Annotated in this window: 22 protein-coding genes and 2 pseudogenes; 23 read left to right on the top strand and 1 reads right to left on the bottom strand. The window is 60.1% G+C overall.

Going from position 1 to position 22,283, the window contains the following annotated elements:
- The 6 genes and pseudogenes from A3AU_RS0126915 to A3AU_RS1000000140520 form a co-directional block, all read left to right on the top strand.
- On the top strand, window positions 1-723 hold a 723-nt coding region (locus tag A3AU_RS0126915), incomplete at its 5' end, for a TCP-1/cpn60 chaperonin family protein (protein WP_027055644.1).
- 369 nt (window positions 724-1,092) lie between these two features.
- Window positions 1,093-1,366, top strand: a pseudogene (locus A3AU_RS1000000138355) (NrtR DNA-binding winged helix domain-containing protein); the annotation flags it as partial.
- A 1,358-nt stretch (window positions 1,367-2,724) separates the two neighbouring features.
- Window positions 2,725-3,009 (top strand): annotated as a pseudogene (locus A3AU_RS0126900) (NrtR DNA-binding winged helix domain-containing protein); the annotation flags it as partial.
- A 605-nt stretch (window positions 3,010-3,614) separates the two neighbouring features.
- Window positions 3,615-4,271, top strand: a complete 657-nt coding sequence (locus A3AU_RS1000000139160) for an antitoxin Xre/MbcA/ParS-like domain-containing protein (protein ID WP_154674670.1) — start codon at window positions 3,615-3,617, stop codon at window positions 4,269-4,271.
- A 317-nt stretch (window positions 4,272-4,588) separates the two neighbouring features.
- Window positions 4,589-5,740 (top strand): porin, encoded by a 1,152-nt coding sequence (locus tag A3AU_RS0126890; protein WP_027055641.1) that lies wholly within the window; start codon window positions 4,589-4,591, stop codon window positions 5,738-5,740.
- 101 nt (window positions 5,741-5,841) lie between these two features.
- A complete protein-coding gene (locus A3AU_RS1000000140520; RefSeq protein WP_245235582.1) occupies window positions 5,842-6,468 on the top strand; it encodes a YbhB/YbcL family Raf kinase inhibitor-like protein in 627 nt (208 codons plus the stop codon).
- Window positions 6,469-6,705: 237 nt separating this feature from the next.
- Here A3AU_RS1000000140520 and A3AU_RS1000000139155 read toward each other — a convergent pair whose 3' ends face one another.
- The gene (locus A3AU_RS1000000139155; protein WP_154674669.1) at window positions 6,706-7,023 is read right to left on the bottom strand and encodes a hypothetical protein; all 318 of its coding nucleotides are present in this window, start codon (window positions 7,021-7,023) and stop codon (window positions 6,706-6,708) included.
- 484 nt (window positions 7,024-7,507) lie between these two features.
- Between A3AU_RS1000000139155 and A3AU_RS1000000139150 the strand changes: the two genes are divergently transcribed.
- The 17 genes from A3AU_RS1000000139150 (at window position 7,508) to queD (ending at window position 22,276) form a co-directional block, all read left to right on the top strand.
- Window positions 7,508-7,873: a hypothetical protein gene (locus A3AU_RS1000000139150; RefSeq protein WP_154674668.1), complete on the top strand. Its 366-nt coding sequence runs from the start codon at window positions 7,508-7,510 to the stop codon at window positions 7,871-7,873.
- Between the two features lie 97 nt (window positions 7,874-7,970).
- Complete coding sequence (locus tag A3AU_RS0126875; protein ID WP_032918219.1) at window positions 7,971-8,930, top strand: NUDIX hydrolase; 960 nt, start codon at window positions 7,971-7,973, stop codon at window positions 8,928-8,930.
- Window positions 8,931-8,994: 64 nt separating this feature from the next.
- Window positions 8,995-9,969 (top strand): quinolinate synthase NadA, encoded by a 975-nt coding sequence (nadA, locus tag A3AU_RS0126870; RefSeq protein WP_027055638.1) that lies wholly within the window; start codon window positions 8,995-8,997, stop codon window positions 9,967-9,969.
- Window positions 9,966-11,510 carry an L-aspartate oxidase gene (locus A3AU_RS0126865; RefSeq protein ID WP_027055637.1) on the top strand — a complete coding sequence of 515 codons (1,545 nt, stop codon included), beginning with the start codon at window positions 9,966-9,968 and terminating at the stop codon, window positions 11,508-11,510. Before nadA ends, A3AU_RS0126865 begins: the two co-directional genes overlap by 4 nt.
- Window positions 11,507-12,361 carry a carboxylating nicotinate-nucleotide diphosphorylase gene (nadC, locus tag A3AU_RS0126860; RefSeq protein WP_027055636.1) on the top strand — a complete coding sequence of 285 codons (855 nt, stop codon included), beginning with the start codon at window positions 11,507-11,509 and terminating at the stop codon, window positions 12,359-12,361. Before A3AU_RS0126865 ends, nadC begins: the two co-directional genes overlap by 4 nt.
- A 105-nt stretch (window positions 12,362-12,466) precedes the next feature.
- Window positions 12,467-13,462, top strand: coding sequence for a biotin synthase BioB (gene bioB, locus A3AU_RS0126855; RefSeq protein WP_051355480.1), 996 nt, complete (start codon window positions 12,467-12,469; stop codon window positions 13,460-13,462).
- Entirely contained in the window at window positions 13,459-14,598 is a 1,140-nt protein-coding gene (locus A3AU_RS0126850; RefSeq protein ID WP_027055634.1) for an 8-amino-7-oxononanoate synthase, read from the top strand. Before bioB ends, A3AU_RS0126850 begins: the two co-directional genes overlap by 4 nt.
- An 11-nt stretch (window positions 14,599-14,609) precedes the next feature.
- Window positions 14,610-15,245, top strand: a complete 636-nt coding sequence (gene bioD / locus A3AU_RS0126845) for a dethiobiotin synthase (RefSeq protein WP_027055633.1) — start codon at window positions 14,610-14,612, stop codon at window positions 15,243-15,245.
- Entirely contained in the window at window positions 15,245-16,504 is a 1,260-nt protein-coding gene (locus A3AU_RS0126840) for an adenosylmethionine--8-amino-7-oxononanoate transaminase (protein ID WP_032918215.1), read from the top strand. The genes bioD and A3AU_RS0126840 overlap by 1 nt, the downstream gene beginning before the upstream one ends.
- Complete coding sequence (locus tag A3AU_RS0126835; RefSeq protein WP_027055631.1) at window positions 16,501-17,484, top strand: beta-ketoacyl-ACP synthase III; 984 nt, start codon at window positions 16,501-16,503, stop codon at window positions 17,482-17,484. Before A3AU_RS0126840 ends, A3AU_RS0126835 begins: the two co-directional genes overlap by 4 nt.
- 65 nt (window positions 17,485-17,549) lie before the next feature.
- Window positions 17,550-18,002, top strand: coding sequence for an aspartate 1-decarboxylase (gene panD, locus A3AU_RS0126830; RefSeq protein ID WP_027055630.1), 453 nt, complete (start codon window positions 17,550-17,552; stop codon window positions 18,000-18,002).
- Window positions 18,003-18,049: 47 nt separating this feature from the next.
- The gene (locus A3AU_RS0126825) at window positions 18,050-19,519 is read left to right on the top strand and encodes an NAD-dependent succinate-semialdehyde dehydrogenase (RefSeq protein WP_027055629.1); all 1,470 of its coding nucleotides are present in this window, start codon (window positions 18,050-18,052) and stop codon (window positions 19,517-19,519) included.
- Window positions 19,520-19,551: 32 nt separating this feature from the next.
- Entirely contained in the window at window positions 19,552-19,710 is a 159-nt protein-coding gene (locus A3AU_RS1000000139145) for a hypothetical protein (protein WP_154674667.1), read from the top strand.
- Between the two features lie 103 nt (window positions 19,711-19,813).
- Entirely contained in the window at window positions 19,814-19,960 is a 147-nt protein-coding gene (locus A3AU_RS1000000140885) for a hypothetical protein (protein ID WP_335337257.1), read from the top strand.
- Window positions 19,961-20,184: 224 nt separating this feature from the next.
- Window positions 20,185-20,646 (top strand): phasin, encoded by a 462-nt coding sequence (locus A3AU_RS0126815; protein WP_027055627.1) that lies wholly within the window; start codon window positions 20,185-20,187, stop codon window positions 20,644-20,646.
- A 575-nt stretch (window positions 20,647-21,221) separates the two neighbouring features.
- Window positions 21,222-21,920, top strand: coding sequence for a 7-cyano-7-deazaguanine synthase QueC (gene queC, locus A3AU_RS0126805; protein ID WP_027055625.1), 699 nt, complete (start codon window positions 21,222-21,224; stop codon window positions 21,918-21,920).
- Window positions 21,920-22,276, top strand: a complete 357-nt coding sequence (gene queD / locus A3AU_RS0126800) for a 6-carboxytetrahydropterin synthase QueD (RefSeq protein WP_032918211.1) — start codon at window positions 21,920-21,922, stop codon at window positions 22,274-22,276. Before queC ends, queD begins: the two co-directional genes overlap by 1 nt.
- The last annotated feature ends 7 nt before the right edge of the window (window positions 22,277-22,283 follow it).

The raw sequence follows: 22,283 nt of genomic DNA, 5'->3' as shown, positions 1-22,283 counted from the left end.
GTCGGCCTCAACATGCTCGGCCGCGCCAAGAAGGTGTCGATCTCCAAGGAGAACACCACCATCGTCGACGGCGCCGGCAAGAAGGCCGAGATCCAGGGCCGCGTTGCCCAGATCAAGCAGCAGATCGAGGAGACCACCTCGGACTACGACAAGGAGAAGCTGCAGGAACGTCTCGCCAAGCTGGCGGGCGGCGTTGCCGTCATCCGCGTCGGCGGTGCGACCGAGATCGAAGTCAAGGAAAAGAAGGACCGCGTCGATGACGCCCTCAACGCGACCCGTGCGGCCGTCGAAGAAGGCATCGTTCCCGGCGGCGGCGTCGCTCTGCTGCGCGCTTCGCTGACCATCAAGGCAACCGGCGCCAACTCCGACCAGACCGCCGGCATCAACATCGTGCGTCGCGCTCTGCAGGCTCCGGCTCGCCAGATCGCTGCCAACGCCGGTGCGGAAGCATCGATCGTTGCCGGCAAGATCCTTGAGAACAAGGGCGCGACCTTCGGCTACAACGCCCAGACCGGCGAATATGGCGACATGATTGCCATGGGTATCGTCGATCCGGTCAAGGTTGTCCGCACGGCTCTCCAGGACGCGGCCTCGGTCGCCGGCCTGCTGGTCACCACCGAAGCCATGATCGCCGAAGCTCCGAAGAAGGAAGCGGCTGGCGGCGGCATGCCTGGCGGCATGGGCGGCGGCGGCATGGGCGGCATGGGCGGTATGGGTTTTTAAGGTCCACGCATCTCAACAATCCCGGAAGGGCGGCAGCAATGCCGCCCTTTTCTTTGGGGCGGATCCGGTCGGAAAATTCGGCGTTCGCGAAATTTTGTACCGACGGCCGCCATCGGCGTTAGCCGATGTCAACGGAGTTTCGGGGGAAATATCCGTGCGCGGCCCTATCGGCGGGTGCGGGTGAGCAGGTGTTTATCCCGTGCCTTGCGGGACTATCTGCAGCGGAGGGACCAGGTTCCAAGTCCTCGTCACTACCGACCACGGCGGGAGAAGACAGGTGCGAGCAAGGCCGGTGCTCGCTCTTCCCTGAGGGGCCATATAATCGCGAATGTCAATTGGCTGCCACAGGCGTGCCGGGCGTTTCCCACGCGCTCGAAGATCAAATACAGGCCCGTTGTCTTCAAGCTGATGCCATCGGCCTTCACGCTATTGCAACTGCAGCGGGCCGTGGAAGCGCTCGCCGGCCGGCTTATCGACAAGCAGAACTCTCGCCGGCTGATAGAGCAGCAGGAACTGGTGGAGGAGACCGGCGAAAGTGCTTTTTGATACCGGCGGTCGGCCGGCGAAGGTTTATCGCTTCCGCCAAGATGTCCCCGACGAAACGGCGGCCGCCGGGACAAAATTGTCGCTGGCGCGAGCTTGACATCCTTATAGTCAACGTAGTGATATGTCCTTATAATCAATTCGATTATAACAGGATATTCCTTCGCACTGTCCGAACCTACGATTTCGCTGCCGGGAAGCCCCTAGGAGTGGATCGAAGTGATCTTGGAAATTATCCGCCCGAGGACGGGATTTCAACCTTTGTCATGAAGGAGGTGCCGCGCACCTGGCCAATGCGACGCCATCAAAAGCGAGCATCACAGTTGCGATCGCATGTACAGTTCGTCTAAATGTGCAATACGTTCAATTTGTCCAAGTAACAGCTTGAACATAGTTGCACAAAAGCAACGTCTAAATTAATATGACGCTGGCAGATAAACTTTGAACTTGCACAAATTGGCATCGCGGATAGCGTCACGCTGCGAAGGACGCATTGCGATGTGCGTCTGTTTCGATCGTGGGAGCAAAGGCGGTCGTCCATCGACGTTCTCCCCTTTTTTGTTGAGAGGCACTAGAATGGGACCTATCTCGAACCTCGAGGGTTTGGGATAGACTGGGAAGAAAGAGCATGTATTTTCCTCAGTTTCTAATCGGAATGTCTGCCACGACAATCCTCGTGGCGATCTGGGCATACATAGAAGCCGGTTCAATCTGGACGGCGCTTGGCTGGGCAATCCTCGCCCTGGTCATCATGCAAGTTGGATACGTTGGGCTGGTCATTCGGTTGGCATTCAGGCGATCATCAGAAGCCACGGACGCGGGAGCGGCTTCGATTGACCGCACGTCACCGTTGGTGTTCCGGGATTTCTAAGATCTTAGGGCCGAAGCATGCCTCCTAGAAAGCCTAGGCAATCCAGGACGAGATCATGTCGAGTGGAACGGGCAAAACGTCGAAGTAGACTTGAGGCCAGCCAAGGTTATCTATTTGGCGCGATCCCTGCCCTGGGCCGTCAATTCGCTGTAGCCGGTCCGCTTTGCCGCCTGCGTGGCGTTCAAGTCGATGATGAATGACCCAGACGGTACAACAGGGATTGATGCAGCATGGCTTCTCACTGGACGCAGATGCGCTCGTTGCCTCGATCTTGTCGGCTCCGCCGACAATGCCGGCGAAATCCGTCCCGACACGACGCGCGCCCTCTTCCCATCCCGTTCCTCAGGCTGGACGACATGGTCGCGATGTTCGGCCAGCGGTATGGAACTCGCCTCATCGGCAACGATCAGCCCATTGAATTGCTTCCCCTTCCGCCGGCGAGACGTCACGATGCGGACGCGGCGACCTTGAGGCGTGCGCCGCGAACTCGACGTCCCAGCTGCGCTCCGGGTGTGCGGCTTCGCCGCTCAGTCCGAGTTTGGGTAAAAGCAGCTCAGCGACGTTGAACGCCTCTTCCAGATGCGGATATTGCCCGCCTGCGCTTGAAGATCAAATACAGGCCCGTTGTCTTCGAGCTGACGCCATCGGCCTCCACGCTCTTGCAGCTGCAGCGGGCCGTTGAGGCGATCGTCGGTCGACTTATCAACAAGCAGAACTTTCGTCGGCTGATAGAGCAGCAGGAACTGGTGGAGGAGACCGGGGAAAGTTCTTTTGACACCGGCGGTCGGCCTGCGAAGCTTTATCGGTTCCGCCAGGATATCCTCGACGAAACGGCGTCCGCCGGGATAAAATTGCCGCTAACGCGGGCTTGACATCCTTTATAGTCAACGTAGTGATATGCCCTTATAATCAACCCGATTATAAATGGATGCTCCTTCGCACCGTCCGAACTCACGATCTCGCTGCCGGAAAGCGCTTCGGCAGATATTGGCACCGCCCGAGGACGGGCTTCAACCTTGTCATGAAGAAGGTGCCGTGCACTTAGCCAATGCGATGCGGCAAAGGTGAAGAATTTATGCTCTATTAAATAGGCATCAAATTTGCAGTCGTATGTACAGTTCGTCAAAATGTGCAATACGTTCGATTTGTGCAAGTAAGACATGAATCATAGTTGCATAAAAGCAACTTCTAAATTATATAATTCTGGCAGATAAACTTTGAACTTGCACAAAGGTGCATCGCGGATAGCGTTGCGCTGCGAAGGATGCATTGCGATGTGCGTCTATTTCGATCATGGGGCAAGGCGGTCTTCCATCGACGTCCTTTCCTTTCTTTGTTGAGAGGCACAGGTTCAGGCCGCGATACGGCTGCTAGGTCGCGAGCATGCGTAAACGCAACTCATCGTAGTCCTCCAAACTTCAAGTCTTCAACGCTCTTTCAGCGGCTTGCTGAGAGAATGCCATTGGGAAAGCCGCATATGTCCGGGTCGAGTGATCTTGGGGATGAAAATCGCCAGACCGAGCTTTCAAGCTTTGTCATGAGGGAGGTGCAGCGAATTCTTGCCCAATGCGATGAGGCGGGCCAGGGTGACAAGGCTGCTGGTGCGCCTTCGGGTTCTCCTTCCAACGATTTGACCGCCGTGGCCGCCGAATTTCTTGGTAGGCTCGAGGCCGAAGCAGCGCGACGGCTAAACGCCCAGGCGGGTGAAATCGCTTCGCGACCCCGGCCGGCCGATCATCCGCTCGGGCATCCGGTTCTGAAAGATTTTCCGAGAGAAGGCGCGCGAATTGCAGAGTGGGCCGGTCCAGTTGCGGGGTCGACGCATCTCGAGAGACGTTTTGGAATACCGCGGTCCACGCTGCATTGGTGGCAGCGGCACAATGATGTGGTTGCCTTTCGAAGAGGCTCCCGCAAGCATGTATTTCCCCTAGCTCAGTTCATCGACGGAAGGCCTATGCCCGGAATCAGGCAGGTCCTCTCCTCGATCTCCGACCCCAGATTGGCTTGGATGTGGTTGATCAGCCCCTCGCCTCTTCTCAAGGGTCGCGTTCCTATCGAATTGCTCAGAGAAGGTATGAACACAGAAGTTGTTGCATCAGCCGCCCAGGCTATTTCTCTGATTGGATCTATCTGACGATTAGCCGGACGTCGGTGGCTGTTTGCGCACATTCGATATGTGTGCAAACACCAGATGTGCCAATTGTGCGATTTGTACAAATGTATAGTTGTCCAATTTGTGCGAATAATACTGGCAATTTAGTGATAAAAATGCCACTAATACTTATATATGTGGCTGGCAAATGGTATTTGAACTTGCACTATTTCGCCCGGTGAATAGCGTTCGAGCCGGGAAGGATGCTTCGCGATGCGCATCTTTTTCGATCGTGGGGACAGGGTCCGGTTCGTCCATCGACGTCTTCGCCCTTTTCAAATCATTCAAGGAGATCAAGTATGAACATCAAGAGCCTTCTTCTCGGCTCCGCTGCGGCCCTGATCGCAGTTTCCGGGGCCCGCGCCGCGGACGCCGTCGTCGTCGCCGAGCCGGAACCGGCTGAATACGTCAAGATCTGCGACGTCTACGGCGCTGGCTACTTCTACATCCCCGGCACCGAAACCTGCCTGAAAATTGGCGGCTATGTCCGTTACGACATGAGCGCTGGGGATGTCGGCAGCTTCGATGGCGCACGTTCGACAGACGTTCTCAACGGCAAGGACCAGGGCACCTGGCACAAGAATGCCCGCTTCACGCTCAGGACCTATACCGGCCAGGAAACCGAGCTCGGCACGTTGAAGACCTACACCGAGACGAAATTCAACTTCGGCAACAGCGCCTACTACGCTGGCGGAGACGGCAATCAGGCCCACAACAAGGGCGTTACGATGGATTTTGCCTGGATCCAGCTTGGTGGGCTCCGTGTCGGTTTGGATGATTCGGCCTTCGATTCGTTCATCGGCTATGCCGGCAATGTCCTCAACGACACCATCGTTCCCTACGGCGATTTCTCCACCAACCTCATCCAGTACAATTTCGATGCCGGCAACGGTTTCTCGGCCGTGGTCTCGCTCGAAGAAGGTTCGGTGGACGTGAACAATGTTTTCTACGTGGGCACGATCGACAGCTATATTCCGCATGTCGTCGGTGGCGTGAAGTACACGCAGGGCTGGGGCGCCATCGCCGGCGTCGTTGCCTATGACAGCAACTACGAAGAAGTAGTCGGCAAGGTTCGTGCTGACTTCAATGTGACCAGCGAGCTCTCACTGTTTGCTATGTTCGGCTATGGCACCGACAAGCACTCGCTCGCAGTCGCCAGCGGCCGGGACTTCTACAAGCAGTGGGGCGGTCACTGGGCGGTCTGGGGCGGTGGCACCTATAAGTTCAATCCGAAGACGTCGTTCAACTTGCAGGTTTCGGGTGACCAGGACAAGAATTATGGCGTGGCGGCGAACGTTGCTTACGACATCGTCCCAGGCCTCAAGGTCACCGCCGAAGTTGACTACGATCATTTTGGTCACTTCAACGATGGCACTCCGTTCGGCAACTGGACCGCTGCCGACAAGAAGAACAGCATCGGCGGCCTCCTCCGCTTCCAGCGCTCGTTCTGAGGATTGAAGGGCCCGTTCGCCGCGTTCGAAGCGGTACTGCGAGCCTTCAATTTGTGGCTGAACCATTGTGGTGAGGCTTGAAGAGGATATCGGCGGATTGCTTGATCACGGACCTCCAATCCCAGCATTTCGTCGATGAGAAGGGCGCCCTGTTCCCGGGCGCCCTTTTTTCTGGTTGTACTACACATTGGGAACATGCTGCGGCAGCCGCGACGGTTTTGTTGCAACGGCTGGATAGGAGCGCAGAAAGGCCAGACGCAAGGTATCAGGGCGGACGGTGCGGCGCGCATTACTTTGATGCAAGGCTTGGCGTGCTGTCCCCCCGGGCAGTTCAGATCGAGGAAAAGATGAAGAAGATCGTATTTGCTTGTGGTTTTATGATGTCCGCGACCGGTGCCTTTGCTGCTGGGATGAACGTGTCATTTGACTGGGGACCGACAAAGAAATGCTTCGATCCGAAGTCGCCCCCGATCAAACTCTCAAACGTCCCGAAAGGAACGTCGACGCTCGACATTCGAATGACCGATCAGAACGCCCCCGACTTCAACCATGGTGGCGGCAAGATTCCATACGAAGGACAGTCTCAGCTGTCCTATGGAGCATTCCGCTACAAGGGACCATGCCCGCCTGATGGGACCCATTTCTACAGGGTCACGGTAAAAGCCCTAGATAGCTCCGGCAAAAGTCTGTCGACGGGTTCTGCTACTCAGCCGTTTTCGTCGAAATAGGCTGAGAATTGAGTCCAGATTCGGCCAAGCGTTCTAATTGTTAGAAGCATGATTGGGCGACCTGCGCGTAACGCGATCGTCGAGCTTGTCGTCGCAAAAATATGACCTCAAGAAGGGTGAAACTTGAACGGTGCCGATGTGTTAACTGGCCAGCCTGCAGGCGCATGGGGTAGCCCGCAAAAGGACTCGACGACTACCGGCAATGACTGGTGAGGTTGTCGGAGTGTTGTCAGCAAATCACGACCGCAAGCCCCGGCATCGTCCGGGGTTTTTTCTTTGCACGACAGTGGCGGTGCTCAGCCTGCCGATGGCCGTTTCCCCCAATGGCCAACTTCGATAAGAACGTCCGCGCGCATCTTCGTCACCGAGGTCGTTGGCGCTGACCTCCAGGCGACCCCGCGTGCCAGGTACGAAGCCGCCACGGCGCTTGGCCTCGGCGGCTGGCGACAATGCAGCTTGTGTTCTGCCGCAGGCGCTGCGCCTGGTCATGTGGTGATCGGATTCCTGCTCGCGACATCGCTGCTCGCCGTCATTGGCATTTTCGATCTTGCTCAATGCCGCGCGCTCCTCGGCGACCGACCCGCGGCTCGGGTATTACGACGAAGCTCATCTATTTGCTGCGCTGGTCTACTTCGTGGTGTGCAGAGGCGGATCGCGTTACAGCCTGTGGCTGGAGACACATCTGCGCCGGCAAAGCTCCAATAGATATTGGGAAGATTGAGCTGAACCGGGGGAAGCCTTCGAAATCGGGTCGACAGTGTGCCTGCATGAAGTAGTCCATCCAGTCACGAGGATGTCTGGGCTGTAGGGTCGTCCATCTCTCCATGGCGGATGCCTAGGACATCATAATGAGCGTATGGCTCGTAGAATCCCAGCATGGCGAAACTCCGATGCCTGCGTCAGACCCGGGAATCACTTGAATGCTGGCGAAGGCCCGGGAGGGGGCTCGCCCTCTGTTTGATCCTGTCACCACGTCTGCAAGCCTCATGACCGTGTGCACTTCCTGCGCTCCTCCATGGCTTGCATTGTGCTGAGCGAAATGTCGCCGCCACTGCCTCTATCTGTCCGCAAAAGCCGTCAAGCAAGCCAACGGATTCGAGACTGGCATGCTTGCGACGTAAAGGCGATCAGCTGCGCGCGTCGGTACGCCGAACATGTTTTCTGTCGCCTGGTCGACGAATATGCGCGCCATAACGAGGTGATCGCCGAATTCGGCCTGCCAACGGTGCGTTCGATCATTACTTATTCTTCAAAGGAGCAGCTCCTCGAAGCGCTCGCCGGCCGCTTCGCCCCAGGGGACAAAGTGGGGCGGCAGGATTTGGCGCTCAATCAACCTCTCCTTACTCTACGTCACCCACGGCGGGTGTCGCATTTGGCATATTTTGGTGCAGGGGCGAAGAGCTAAACCGCCAGGTGTTGACGCGACGAGCGGTATGATAAAGAACGATCTAAATCGGTTTAACAGCTTCGCACCGTATCTCTCCCCAAGCACGTCGGGAATCATGGATCAGACAAAGGGACTAAGGAAACACAGAGCCAACGCTACGACCAACAAAGTCAAAGCGGATCTCATCGCCGTCGTCGTCGCCGTGAACGAAATTGGACCCTGCGTTCTGACGATTGCAAAGGGCCCAGCGCTTCCCTCGGGCCCGTTCGAGCTCGCTCATCGTTCGCTCCAGTCCGGCCTCAGGGCATGGGTGGAACTGCAGACCGGTCAGCCTCTCGGCTATATCGAGCAGCTCTATACCTTCGCCGATCGCGACCGGATCGACGCCAACGAGCGCGTGATATCGATCAGCTATCTCGCGCTCACCCGCCAGGAAGATGCGGGCGCGTCGGGCCAGCCCAGCTGGGCAAGCTGGTATGACTATTTCCCGTGGGAGGATCATCGCTCCGGCACGCCCAGAATGATGTTGGAGGAATTGCGCCCGCGCCTTCTCGAATGGGCAGGGAACGCGGACGACGGCGCGACGCGCTTCGATCGGCAGCGGCGGGCGGCAGTCGCCTTTGGATTCGACGACCGTCCCTGGAATGAAGATCTCACGCTCCAGCGCTATGAACTGCTCTATGAAGCCGCGCTGGTCGAGGAGGCTACCGGGGATCCGAACGCCGCTCCCACCGCCTCGGCTTCGGGCAAGGCCATGGTCGCCGACCATCGCCGGATCCTCGCGACTGGCATCGCGCGGCTGCGCTCGAAGATCAAGTACCGGCCCGTCGTCTTCGAGCTCATGCGACCAACCTTCACGCTGCTCCAGCTGCAGCGGGCGGTAGAAGCCTTGGCTGGCAGGCTCATCAACAAGCCGAACTTCCGCAGGCTCGTCGAGCAGCAGGAGCTGGTCGAGGAGACCGGCGAGACGTCTCTCGACACGGGCGGCCGCCCGGCAAAGCTTTATCGCTTCCGCCATGCCGTCCTTGATGAACGAGCAGCCGCTGGGACAAAATTGCCAGTGATGCGGCCTTGACAGCCTTATAGTCGACGTAGATATATCCGCCTTATTCTCAAGCGGAATATAAACGGAGGCGCAGATGCTAGGCGCGTTACCTACGGCCGCGTCTCTCTATGAGCGTGTCCGACGAGTGATCCCGCCAATCGAGTGGTCGGCTTTTGCCGAGGATATCGACGCCATCCTGGATCTGAAGCGGCGACGAAACGCCGTCATCCTGGCGCACAACTACCAAACCCCCGAGATCTTCCATTGTGTCGCCGATATCGTCGGCGACAGCCTGGCGCTTGCCCGCAAGGCGATGACAGTCGAAGCCGATGTGATCGTGCTCGCCGGCGTGCATTTCATGGCCGAGACGGCGAAGCTGCTCAATCCGCAAAAAACAGTGCTGATCCCCGATCTTGCGGCCGGCTGCTCCCTGGCGGACTCGATTACCGCCGAGGACGTGCGCCTGATGCGCCGGCGCATTCCGAATGTACCGATCGTCACCTACGTTAACACGTCAGCCGCCGTAAAGGCGGAGTCCGATATTTGCTGCACCTCAGGCAATGCTCGGGCTGTAGTCGAATCGCTCGGCGTCCCACGCGTCATCATGCTGCCCGACGAATACCTAGCCAAGAACGTCGCCGCCGAGACGGATGTCGAGATACTGGCTTGGAAGGGACATTGCGAAGTGCATGAGCGCTTTACGCCGGCCGATATCCGTGAGGTGCGCGCAAGCCATCCCGGTGTGATCGTGCTGGCGCATCCCGAATGCCCGCCTGAAGTGGTCGCGGAAGCCGACTTTTCGGGCTCGACGGCGGCAATGTCGGATTATGTCGAAAGGCAAAAGCCGCCACGGGTCGTGCTACTCACGGAATGCTCGATGAGCGACAATGTCGCGCTCCAGCATCCGGAGCTCGAGTTCATCCGGCCCTGCAATTTGTGCCCGCACATGAAGCGGATTACGCTCACCAACATCCGCGAGGCTCTGGAGCAAAACCGGCATGTCGTGAGCATCGACCCCGAGATCGCCGGGCGCGCGCGGCTTGCCGTCGAGCGGATGCTCGCCGTATGAGCGCGGATGTCCGCAGCTTCTTTGGCCGGCCCATCATAATTGGCGGCGGCATTGCCGGGCTGATGACCGCGCTTCATCTTGCGCCCGAACCGGTGCTTCTCCTGTCGAGGACGCCGCTGGGAGCCGACGCATCGAGCATTTGGGCACAGGGTGGCCTGGCTGCCAGCCTCGGCAATGACGATGATCCGGAAGTGCATCTCGCCGACACGCTCGCGGCTGGCGATGGGCTGTGCGACGCGGAAATTGCCAGTCGTATCCTCCATGCGGCTCCTAGTGCGATTGAGACCCTGGCGACTCTTGGGGTCCGCTTCGATCGGACGCCAGAAGGCACATTGCGCCTCGGATTGGAGGCCGCGCACTGCCGACGGCGCATCGTTCATGCCGGCGGCGATGGCAGCGGACGCGAGGTCATGCGTGCCCTGGTCGCGGCGGTGCGTTCCACCCCCTCGATTGTGGTCGTCGAAGGTGTGGAAGCGCGCCGGCTGGCGGTCAAGGAGAATGCGGTACGCGGTGTCTGGGCAAGCTGTTCGATGGGTTCGATATTCTTCGTGTCGCGACGGGTGATCCTCGCCACCGGCGGGATTGGCGGGTTGTTTTTCGACACCACCAATCCTTTGGGCAGTTGCGGACAGGGTCTTGCACTTGCAGCGCGCGCAGGTGCTGTCCTTGCCGATCTGGAATTCATCCAGTTCCACCCGACCGCGCTCGACGGGCCGGACCGTCCGATGCAGCTCATCAGTGAAGCGGTTCGCGGCGAAGGTGCGGTGATCGTCGATGAAACCGGCCAGCGCTTCCTCGAAGACTTACAAGGTGCGGAACTCGCGCCGCGCGACGTTGTGGCGCGAACGATATGGAACCATCTTTCGAACGGCCACCGCGTCTTTCTCGATGCGCGAGAAAAACCCGGCACGACATTCGCGCGGCAGTTTCCAACGATCGCGCGAGCCTGCCGCGATGCCGGCATCGATCCGGCGTATGACCTCATTCCCATCCGCCCCGCACAGCACTATCACATGGGTGGTGTCGCCGTGGATGGCGCCGGTCGCACTTCTGTTTCAGGACTTTGGGCTTGCGGCGAAGTCGCTTCGACGGGGTTGCACGGCGCCAACCGGCTTGCCAGCAACTCGTTGACCGAAGCCGTGGTGTGCGCGCGCTGGGTTGCTGAAAGCGTCGCCGGTACGCCTGCGCGCAGGACAAAGCCTGTCGTTGCACGCGATTACCCATCGCCCGATCCCATATCAGTGCGCCCTCTCCTGTCGAACGCACTCGGCATTGTCCGGAATGGAGAATGTTTGAAGGCAACCTTACGCGCTTTGTTGCCGCTCGCCGAAGGCAAGGACGCGGCAGCGGATCCGGCAGCTGTCGGGTTGATGATCGCGATTGCCGCCTTGCTGCGCCAGGAAAGCCGCGGCGCTCACTACCGCACGGACTTTCCCGATCATGGGGTCGTCGCCCGCCGCTCCAGGCTGACGCTCGATCAAGCCTTGGCGACAGCCCGGGAATTCGCAAGTTCGTCAACGCTTGAAGGGCTTGAGCAATGAACCTCACGCCGCTCCCCGCAATCATGCTCGAGCCCGCGGTCAGGGCAGCCCTTCTGGAAGATCTCGGACGGGCGGGTGATCTGACGACCGATGCCATCGTACCGAAGAACCATCGTGTGACGACCGTGCTGGTTTCGCGGCAGACCGGAGTTGTCGCCGGGCTCGATATGGCGATGCTCGCCTTCCGGCTCATCGACCAGAACGTCGACGTGAAAGTGCATCTGCCTGACGGTATCGCCGTCGCGCCAGGCGAGATCATTGCCTCGGTGAGCGGTCCCGCCCGGGCCATTCTCACCGCCGAACGGACGGCGCTCAATTTCTTGTGTCATCTGAGCGGCATCGCCACGGCGACAGCATCGATCGTAGATGCGGTCCGCGGGCACGATGCTAAGATCGTCTGCACCCGCAAGACGACGCCTGGATTGCGAGCGGTCGAAAAATACGCCGTGCGCGCCGGTGGCGGCTCCAATCACCGCTTCGGCCTCGACGACGCCATCCTGATCAAGGACAACCACATCGCCATCGCCGGCGGGATTCGTCCTGCCATCGAGCGGGCGCGGACCGGCGTCGGCCATCTCGTCAAGATCGAAGTCGAAGTCGATACGCTGGCCCAGTTGGAGGTGGCGCTGGCGCTCGCCCCTGACGCCGTGCTGCTCGACAACATGGCGGTCGACGATCTTAGGCAAGCGGTAGCGATGGTTGCCGGCCGCGCAATCACGGAAGCATCCGGCAGGATTGCGCTCGATACGGCTGCGGAGATTGCCGCGACCGGTGTCGATCTGATTTCCGTCGGCTGGCTGATCCACAGCGCGCCGATCCTCGACATCGGCCTCGACTACCGGGACTCATGACCGCCTGACGAACAAACGGCAGTGGGGCCGAAAAACTTTCCGGTCGCCGTCAATCGGCCAGCAAAGAAGCCGCGAAGGCCAGAACCCCAAGGGAACACGATCGACATGCACGCACCGAATTCGACGAAGATAATGCCACAGGGACAATCGACTGATGGGACGTGGACCCTGGAAAAGGCTCGGGCTCTACACGACGCTCCTTTCAACAATCTCCTCTTCCTTGCACAAACCGTGCACCGCGAGAATTTCGATCCCAACAAGGTTCAGCTCAGCCGGCTGCTCAGCATCAAGACCGGCGGATGTCCGGAGGATTGCGGCTATTGCAGCCAGTCGGCGCATCACGAAACCGGCCTGAAGGCTTCGAAGCTGATGGAGGTCAGGCGCGTCATCGCCGAGGCGACCAAGGCGCGTGATGCCGGCGCCACCCGCTATTGCATGGGAGCCGCCTGGCGGAACCCCAAGGCGCGCGACATGGATGCGGTCGTGGCGATGGTCGAAGGCGTCAAGGCGCTGGGCATGGAGACCTGCATGACCCTCGGCATGCTCGATAGTGAGCAGACCGCTCGTTTGAAGCAAGCCGGCCTCGACTTTTACAACCACAACATCGATACGTCGGAACGCTACTACGGCGAGATCATCAGCACGCGAAGCTTTGGCGACCGCCTCGATACGCTCGAGCTGGTTCGCCAATCCGGCATCAAGGTCTGCTGTGGCGGCATTGTCGGCATGGGTGAAGAACCGGTGGACCGGATCGACATGCTGGTGACGCTGGCCAACCTGCCGGAACATCCGGAAAGCGTTCCGATCAACATGCTGATCCCGATCGACGGTACCCCGCTTGCCGACGCCAAGCCCATCGAGCCGATCGAATTCGTGCGCGTGATCGCGCTGGCGCGGATCATGATGCCGAAATCGCACGTCCGTCTTTCGGCCGGCCGCACCGCCATGACCGACGAGATGCAGGCGCTGTGCTTTTTTGCCGGTGCCAATTCAATCTTCGTCGGTGACACGCTGCTTACGGCGGACAATCCCGGCGAGGACAAGGATAGCCTTCTGTTTCGCCGTCTCGGCATTGAGCCGATGGAACGCGAGGCGCAATGAACGGGCCACCGCTTGCCCGCTATGACGCGACCTTGCAGGGACTGGCGCGCAAGGACCGGCTGCGGACGCTTGCGCCGCGCGCAGGTCTCGATTTCTCGTCGAACGACTATCTCGGGCTTGCCGCCTCCAAGAGACTGGGCGACTCGGTTGCGGCGGCGATTGCGCAGGGCACGCCGGTTGGCGCCACCGGGTCGCGGCTGTTGCGTGGCAATGCACCAGAGCATGAGCAGTTGGAGGCGGACGCAGCGGCCTTCTTTGGCGCCGAACGCGCACTGTTCTTCGGCAGCGGCTACATCGCCAACTTCGCTCTCCTGACCGCGCTGCCGCAGAAAGGCGACCTGCTGGTCCTCGACGAGCTCGTCCATGCCAGCATGCATGAGGGCGCGCAGGCCGGGCGCGCCGAGTTCAAGCTGGCCGCGCACAACGACGTTGGTGCTATCGAGGACGCGATCACGCGCTGGCGCGCCGAAGGCGGCATGGGACGCGTCTGGATCGCGGTCGAAAGCCTTTACAGCATGGATGGCGACCGCGCGCCGATGGAGAGTATCGTCGCGCTTGCCGATCGGCACGAGGCATTCCTCGTCGTCGACGAGGCGCATGCCACCGGCGTCTGGGGACCGGACGGCCGCGGGCTGGCCGCCGCTTTCGAGGGCCGCGACAACGTCATCGCGCTCCACACATGCGGTAAGGCGCTTGGCGCATCCGGCGCGCTGGTCACCGGGCCGCAAACACTGTGCGACTATCTCATCAACCGGTGCCGGCCATTTATCTACGCCACCGCGCCATCGCCGCTGATGGCAGTCGCGGCGCGCGAAGCGCTCGCCATGCTGTCCGACGAGCCCATGCGTCGTGCTCGGTTGCATGACCGTGTCGCCTTCGCGGGCCGCCAGTTGGCCGAGCGCTGCGGGGTGATGTCGAGCGGCTCGCAGATCCAGCCCTTTGTCATCGGCGATAACAGGCGCACCATCGCAGTGGCGGCGGCACTGCAGGCCCGCAGCTTCGACATACGCGGCATTCGTCCGCCGACGGTGCCAGAAGGCACGTCGCGCCTGCGCATTTCCCTGACGCTCAACGTCGACAAAGCCGACATTTGCGCCATGGTCGAGGCGCTTGCCGAAGTGTTGGCCCAGAAATGACCGGAGCCGGCATGACACAACGCATCGTCATCACCGGAACCGATACCGGTATCGGCAAGACGGTGTTTGCCGCCGGGCTCGCCGGCCTACTCGACGGTTTCTACTGGAAGCCGGTGCAATCGGGCCTCGACGGCGAGACCGACAGCGAGGTGGTCGCGCGGCTTGCCGGCTTGCCCTTAGAGCGTGTGCTGCCGGAAGCCTATCGCTTGAAGAGCCCGCTGTCGCCGCATCGTTCGGCCGAGATCGACGGCGTCGCGATCAAGGCTGCCGATCTTACTTTTCCCGTGCTGCCGACGCCGCTCGTCATCGAGGGGGCGGGTGGGCTGATGGTGCCGCTCAACCGGCGCACAAGCTTCATTGACATCTTCGCTGAGTGGCGGCTGCCGGTCATTTTGTGTGCCCGCACAACGCTTGGCACGATCAACCACACCTTGCTCTCGATCGAGGCCCTGCGCACCCGCTCCATCCCGCTGGCTGGCATCGCCTTCATCGGCGACGAGATGGCCGATACGCAACGGACAATCGTGGAAATGGGCGGGGTGCCGCAGCTCGGCAGGCTGCCTCATCTCGACCCGCTGACGGACAAAACGCTGCGAGACGCAATGATTGCCGGCTTCGCCTTCGCCTCGTGTACGGGAGATCACTGATGTCGCATGTCTGGCATCCCTTCACCCAGCACGCGCTCGAGCCGGCGATCCCTGAAATCGTGCTGACGGAAGGCGCCTATCTCCACAAGGCCGACGGCACGCGCATCCTGGATGCCATTTCCTCCTGGTGGGTCGTCACGCATGGCCACCGCCATCCCCGCATCATGAAGGCGATTGAGACGACCGCGTCGAGCCTCGACCAGATCATCTTCGCCGGTTTCACGCACGAGCCGGCCGAACGCCTGGCCAAGGCGCTTGTCGGCCTCGCTCCCTCCGGACTCGACTGGGTGTTCTATTCCGACAGCGGCTCGACCTCGGTCGAAGTCGCGCTGAAGATGGCGCTCGGCTATTTCGGCAACATCGGCGCGCCGCGCTCGCGCATCGTCGTCATGGAGCACAGCTATCATGGCGACACGATCGGCACGATGAGCGTCGGCGCCCGCGGCGTGTTCAACGCCGCCTACGAGCCTTTGCTGTTCGAGGTCGACACCATCCCCTTCCCGGCCGCCGGGCGCGAGCAGGAGACGCTGGATCGCTTCGAGGCGGTCTCCCGTGACCGGCACGCTGCCGCGCTGATCGTCGAGCCGCTGGTGCTCGGCGCGGGCGGCATGTTGATGTATCCGGCACCAATTCTGACCGAACTGAAGAAGATCGCAGAAACCTCCGGCACGCTGCTGATCGCCGATGAGGTGATGACCGGCTGGGGGCGGACCGGAACCATGTTCGCCTGCGAGCAGGCATCCATCTCTCCGGACATATTGTGCACCTCGAAGGGGCTGACCGGCGGCACTATCCCGCTGGCCGCAACGCTTGCCACCGACGCCATCTTCCAGGCCCACTATTCGACGGACCGGAAGAAGACGTTCTTCCACTCGAGCTCCTACACCGCCAATCCGATCGCTTGTGCTGCCGCACTCGCCAATGTCGAGATCTGGCGTGACGAGCCGGTGGCGGAGCGGATCGCGGCCTTGAGTTCAATGCAGGCCGCCGGGCTGCGACGCTTTCGCGACAATCCATATTTTACCGACTGTCGCGCGACGGGAACGATCGCAGCGCTTGACCTCCGAACCGATTCCGCAGGTTATCTCGCCGAGATTGGTCCGAAGCTGCGCGCGTTCTTTCTCGATCGTGGGCTGCTTGTGCGCCCGCTCGGCAATGTCCTCTATCTTCTGCCGCCCTATTGCATCACCGGCGAGGAACTGGACGGGCTCTACGACGCGATCGAGGAGGCCGGCGAACGCTTCGGGTCTAGGCCATGAGCAAGTCGTCGCGCATTCTCGGGTTCGGTCATCATGCGCCTGGGCGCAAGGTGGCGAATGCCGAGATCGAGAGCAATCTCGGACTTGAACCGGGCTGGATTGAAAGGCGTACCGGTATCCGTTCGCGCTTCTGGGCAGCGGACGAAGACACGCTATCCGGTCTTGCCATGCAGGCTGGCGACATGGCGCTGGCGAACGCAGGCATCGATCGCGGCGACATAGGTCTGCTTTTGCTTGCCACCTCGACGCCCGATCACCTTCTGCCGCCGAGTGCACCCTTGGTCGCGCACAAACTCGGCCTTGGTCGCGCAGGCGCGGTCGACCTCGCTGGTGCTTGCGCCGGCTTCATCTATGCGCTGATGTTTGCGGATGGATTCACCCGCCTGCATGGCAAACCGGCGCTGGTCATCGCCGCCAACATCCTCAGCCGCCGCATCAATCCAGCCGAGCGCGCAAGCTCGGTCCTTTTCGCCGATGCCGCCGGCGCCCTGGTGATTGGTCCCTGCGAGGACCCCGACCGCGGAATTCTCGGCGCCTCGGTGGATTCGGACGGCTCAAGCTACGGGCTGATCCAGATTCCCGCCGGCGGAAGCAACATCCCGTTCCACGGCGGCCTGGATCTCGGGCAAACCCGCATGACGATGACCGAGGGAGGCGAAGTGTTCGCCAAGGCTGTCGAGATGATGACCGATTGCTCGATAAGCGCGCTCGCCGCTGCCGGCGTGCGACCCCAGGATGTCGACCGGTTCGTGCCGCATCAGGCGAATGCCCGCATTTTCGATGCGGTCGGGAGGATCCTCAGCATAGCGGATCAAGCAATCGTCAAGACGATCGCCGACTACGGCAACTCTTCCGCCGCGACGATTCCGCTTTCCCTGTCGCTCGCCCATCAGGCTGAGCCGTTTCGGCCGGGCGAAAAAATCCTTCTGGCGGCAGCGGGCGCGGGTCTCAGCGGCGGTGCACTCCTCGTCGGAATTTAGTCGGGCGACCAGCCGCCCAGGGAACGGCACGACCAGTCATTCATGATCGATAGGAAACGAGACCAATGCGAAAAATAGTCGCCGGCAAGCTGCACGGCATCTACGTCACCGAGGCAAACCTCAATTACCACGGTTCGATAACACTCGACCCTGACCATTGCGAAGCAGCCGGAATCCTGCCGATGGAATTCGTGGAGATATGGAACAAGAATTCCGGCGCGCGGATTTCGACCTATGTCATTCTGGGCGAGCGCGGCTCGCGCTGCTGCATCCTCAACGGAGCGGCTGCCCGCACTTGCCAGCCCGACGACCAGATCATTGTCTGCAGCTCCATCTACCTGGACGAAGCGTACATTACCTCGCTGAAGCCGCGGATCGTTACGTTCGACCAGGACAACCACATACTCGACCGCCTGAGCTACTCCGTCGATCTTGATCCGGATGGCCGTTACAGCTTCTCCATCCTTGACGAGGCGGGTGAGGCTTTGGCCATTCCTGCCCTTGTCTCCGGAGCGTGACTTGTAGTCGACACGTGTGCGAGCTTTTCGATGAGGGGGACAACAGTTTGACCGTGACGCAGTCGCTGACCAAACATCTTAAAAATCCGGAGCTGTTTGTCGATCTGGCCGGTGTGCCCAATGCGCAGGAAGCCACCAAGCGCTTTTCAGTTTTTAACCCCTCGACAGGCGAATTGTTGGCGGAGCTTCCCGATATGGACGCCGCGGATGTTTCCAAGGCGATCGACAAGGCTGACGCTGCGCAGGAACTTTGGGCGGCCCTCACCGCGCGCGAGCGCTCCGACATGTTGTGGGAATGGCACCAATTGATCCTCATCCACAGCGAGGATCTTGCGGCCATTTTGACGGCTGAAATGGGTAAGCCGCTTGCAGAGGCGAAGTCCGAAATAGCCCACGCGGCAGCCTATCTCCAATGGTATGCCGAGGAGGCCAATCGCATCTATGGCGAGACAATTTCGCCGCCGTCTAACGACAGGCGTATGCTTGTGATCAAACAGCCGATTGGCGTGGTCGGCGCCATTACCCCTTGGAATTTTCCCGCCTCGATGGTCGCGCGCAAGATCTCGCCGGCGCTTGCCGCCGGCTGCGCGATTGTTTTGAAACCGGCCGAGCAAACACCGCTCGTTGCCGGTGCCATGTTCACTCTTGCCCGGATGGCGGGTTTTCCCGATGGCGTTCTAAACTTGATCTACGCATCGCAAGGCGATGCGGTTGGCCGCGAACTTTGCTCGAACCCCAAGGTTCGCAAGATCAGCTTCACCGGGTCGACCGAGGTCGGGCGGCTGCTCATGAGGCAGTGTTCTGACCAGATCAAAAGAACAAGCTTCGAACTTGGTGGCAACGCCCCTTTCATTGTTTTCGATGATGCTGACGTCGATGCAGCCGTCGAGGGCGCGATACAGGCAAAGTTTCGCAATGCCGGCCAGACCTGCGTTTCAGCCAATCGGCTTTACGTGCAGTCTAGCGTTTATGATGAATTCGCCAAAAAATTCACCGAGCGTGTCCGTGCATTGCGTGTCGGTGACGGTTTCGTGCCAGATGTCGCGATCGGCCCGCTGATCGATACATGCGCCCTTGCAAAGATTGAAGACCATGTTGGCGATGCCGTGCGCAAGGGTGGGAAGATCCGTTGCGGTGGCAGCCGTATCGGCAAGTCGGGAACATTCTTCGAACCGACGGTGATCACAGAGGTCGAAAGGACAATGCGGGTCGCACAGGAAGAGACCTTCGGACCGTTGGCTCCACTCATCCGCTTCAATGATCCCGACCAGGTGGTGCGCGAGGCCAATGACACCATCTACGGTCTTGCAGCCTACTTCTACGCCTCCAATCTCAAGCGTGTCTGGCGCGTTGCCGAAGCGCTCGAATATGGCATGGTCGGCATCAATACGGGACGCATGTCCTCCGAGGCCGCACCCTTTGGCGGAATGAAGCAATCAGGGATTGGCCGGGAAGGGTCGCGCCACGGCCTCGAGGATTATCTCGAAATGAAGTACCTCTGCATGGGAGGCCTTTAGCACATCCTGGGCGGATAGCTACGATTCTGCCCGTGACCGATGCAGTGTCTCGCGACCGCTCCGATCCTAATTTCATCCGGCTTCGCGACGAGGTGTTATCCTGGCTTGGCGTGTCGCGGACTGGAAACGATGCTGACGCCGAGGGCCACGCGCCGCAGCGCCTGACCGGCAAGTCAATGAACCAGGCTTGACCACCCAGGCCTGCAGGCTGGGGTGGCTTTTGCGCGTGCTGACGGAACTGCGGCGGCAGGAACGGTGCGCTCACGCGGATTGCCGCCGCGCCAGAAGCTGCTCATGGTCGCACCGCCCGGTTCCGGCAAGATGATGACCGCCGCAACGCTGGCGAGCGAGTTGAAGTTGCCGCTCTTCACGGTTCTTCATGATGGCCTAATCGGCAAGTTGATAAGCGAGACTGCCATTCTTCTGCCGCTGGTTTTCTAAGCGATCGCAGCCCAGCGCGGCGTCTCTTCTTCGACGAGTTCGACGCCACCGGTTCGCAGCGGTCTTCCCCAGGGTCTGTGTGATGCCCTCTATGACCGTAATCGCGCAGCATCGCTGCAGCCAGCTCGCGCAAATTCATGGCAGCTTCATAAATCCGTTGCGACGATTTCGTACATGGAGGGGACGGCTTTGTTTTGAGGCCGCCCCTGAAATAGGATGGAAAAATGTCCAAGATCACCGGCAAGACCGAAACGATCGAAAACGTCGAATTCCCTACTTTCGACCCGTCCAAGGCTACAGAGCAAGTTCGCGCTGTCGCCGACCAGGGCGTTGAGCAGTCGAAGGAGGTATTTTCCAAATTGAGCTCGGACGCCGAAACGACTCAAAGGGCTTTCGAGTCCACCTTTGACATGGCCAAGGCCACCAGCAAAGAGATGCTCCTGAAGACGATTGCCGCTCTGGAAGCAAATGCCGAAGCCGGCTTCACGCACCTCGAAGCACTGGTTGCCGTGAAGTCGCCGTCCAAGTTTTTCGAATTGCAGACCGCCTTCGTGCGCAAACAGATCGAAAATTCCGCCGAACAGGCCAAGGCCCTCCAGGCATTGATGTTGAGAGCTACTGAGGACGTGTCCAAGCCGATCAAGGATGCCTTTGAGACGGCTTTGAAGGTGCGCAAGGCCGCCTGATTGCTTAAGGCGACCGAGACTGGAGGACAGTGCCTCGTAGACTGAGGCGCCTCGCGCCGGTCTTCTTCTTCTTCCATTTGGTTGGACGGCTTTGTCTGCCCGACCGCATGGGTCCATCTGGACCAAGGTTTTCGAACTGCTGGCTAGCAGCTGTCTCCGTCTCAAAGCTGGTCCAACCCGCCTCGTAAGTCGCGTTCGTCGCGCTTGTAGAAGCACGTCGCCCATTCGAGAATCCCCATATTGGTGGAAGCCGAGCTCGACGGCACCCGCTTTGCGCTGCTCAATCTGCACATGAAGTCGAAGGCGCCTGGGGCTCTATCGCAACGCCGCGGATCCAAAGGCCGGAAACAGCCGAGCGACGCCGGCTTCAGGCAGCCTATATGCAGTGCCGGCCGCAGCCGCCAGCGGTCGAAGATGCGCGACAAGTCGGGTGCAAGTCATGTTTGGACCCTGACACCAAGGCATGTGCGCTTCAATCGCGTCCACCCCATTCACAAAGCCGGCTCCGTGGAGTAGTGGGAGCGCAGAGAAATCTCCGGTCGCAGCCTTACCCGGTCAAAACAAGGACTCAAACCATGAATGCCCTCGTCATCTGCTCCGGCGGATTGGACTCTGTTTCGCTCGCTCACAAGGTGGCGACCGAGCAGAAACTTCTTGGCCTGCTTTCGTTCGATTACGGCCAGAGGCACAAGAAGGAACTCGGCTTTGCCTCTATCTGCGCCAAACGGCTGGGTGTTCCGCACCAGATCGTCGATATCCGCGATGTCGGCCGGAACCTCAGCGGCTCGGCGCTGACTGATAGTGTGGATGTGCCCGACGGGCACTATGCCGAAGACTCCATGAGGATCACGGTGGTGCCGAACAGGAACGCCATCATGCTGGCTATCGCTTTCGGGGTTGCCGCCGCCCAGAAGGCCGATGCGGTGGCCACTGCCGTCCATGGCGGCGATCATTTCATCTATCCCGATTGCCGGCCCGCTTTTATCGACGCCTTTCAGACGATGCAGAACCACGCGCTCGAAGGCTACGCCGATATCGGCCTTTACGCTCCCTATGTGAATATGTCGAAGGCTGACATCGTCAGCGAGGGGGCAAAGTACGCCACGCCGTTCGAGGCGACTTGGTCCTGCTACAAGGGCGGCGCACATCATTGCGGTCGCTGCGGGACATGCGTCGAACGGCGCGAAGCATTCGATCTGGCCGGCATTGCCGACCCGACAGACTATGAGGACGCAGACTTCTGGCTCCACGCTATCCAGACCAGGAGCGCGTGATGTTCCGCATTACCAAAGAGTTCCACTTCTCGGCCTCGCATCAGCTCACCTCCTTGCCACCCGATCACCAGTGCGCGCGTCTACATGGCCACAACTACATCGTCGTCGTGGAGCTTTCACGTGGTGAACTGGACGAACGCGGCTTTGTGCGCGACTACCAAGACCTAGCTTCGCTCAAGCACTACATCGATGGGACGTTCGACCATCGGCATCTGAACGACGTCCTGGGGCATGACCGTGTCACAGCGGAATGCCTGGCCAGGCACTTCTACGACTGGTGCAAGGTGCGGCTACCCGAAACCTCCGCCGTGCGGGTGAGCGAGACGCCGAAAACCTGGGCGGAATACCGGCCATGACTTGCGC

This window comes from Mesorhizobium erdmanii USDA 3471 (assembly GCF_000472705.1).
Taxonomy (GTDB): domain Bacteria; phylum Pseudomonadota; class Alphaproteobacteria; order Rhizobiales; family Rhizobiaceae; genus Mesorhizobium; species Mesorhizobium erdmanii.
This window is presented reverse-complemented; position numbering and strand designations above follow the sequence as displayed.

Excerpts from the sequence above, each read along its gene's own strand:
- A3AU_RS1000000139160 (WP_154674670.1), top strand. The coding sequence starts at position 3,615 with ATGTCCGGGTCGAGTGATCTTGGGGATGAAAATCGCCAGACCGAGCTT.
- A3AU_RS0126890 (WP_027055641.1), top strand. The coding sequence starts at position 4,589 with ATGAACATCAAGAGCCTTCTTCTCGGCTCCGCTGCGGCCCTGATCGCA.
- A3AU_RS1000000139150 (WP_154674668.1), top strand. The coding sequence starts at position 7,508 with ATGTCGCCGCCACTGCCTCTATCTGTCCGCAAAAGCCGTCAAGCAAGC.
- A3AU_RS0126875 (WP_032918219.1), top strand. The coding sequence starts at position 7,971 with ATGGATCAGACAAAGGGACTAAGGAAACACAGAGCCAACGCTACGACC.
- nadA (WP_027055638.1), top strand. The coding sequence starts at position 8,995 with ATGCTAGGCGCGTTACCTACGGCCGCGTCTCTCTATGAGCGTGTCCGA.
- A3AU_RS0126865 (WP_027055637.1), top strand. The coding sequence starts at position 9,966 with ATGAGCGCGGATGTCCGCAGCTTCTTTGGCCGGCCCATCATAATTGGC.
- nadC (WP_027055636.1), top strand. The coding sequence starts at position 11,507 with ATGAACCTCACGCCGCTCCCCGCAATCATGCTCGAGCCCGCGGTCAGG.
- bioB (WP_051355480.1), top strand. The coding sequence starts at position 12,467 with ATGCACGCACCGAATTCGACGAAGATAATGCCACAGGGACAATCGACT.
- A3AU_RS0126850 (WP_027055634.1), top strand. The coding sequence starts at position 13,459 with ATGAACGGGCCACCGCTTGCCCGCTATGACGCGACCTTGCAGGGACTG.
- bioD (WP_027055633.1), top strand. The coding sequence starts at position 14,610 with ATGACACAACGCATCGTCATCACCGGAACCGATACCGGTATCGGCAAG.
- A3AU_RS0126840 (WP_032918215.1), top strand. The coding sequence starts at position 15,245 with ATGTCGCATGTCTGGCATCCCTTCACCCAGCACGCGCTCGAGCCGGCG.
- A3AU_RS0126835 (WP_027055631.1), top strand. The coding sequence starts at position 16,501 with ATGAGCAAGTCGTCGCGCATTCTCGGGTTCGGTCATCATGCGCCTGGG.
- panD (WP_027055630.1), top strand. The coding sequence starts at position 17,550 with ATGCGAAAAATAGTCGCCGGCAAGCTGCACGGCATCTACGTCACCGAG.
- A3AU_RS1000000140885 (WP_335337257.1), top strand. The coding sequence starts at position 19,814 with ATGGTCGCACCGCCCGGTTCCGGCAAGATGATGACCGCCGCAACGCTG.
- A3AU_RS0126815 (WP_027055627.1), top strand. The coding sequence starts at position 20,185 with ATGTCCAAGATCACCGGCAAGACCGAAACGATCGAAAACGTCGAATTC.
- queC (WP_027055625.1), top strand. The coding sequence starts at position 21,222 with ATGAATGCCCTCGTCATCTGCTCCGGCGGATTGGACTCTGTTTCGCTC.
- queD (WP_032918211.1), top strand. The coding sequence starts at position 21,920 with ATGTTCCGCATTACCAAAGAGTTCCACTTCTCGGCCTCGCATCAGCTC.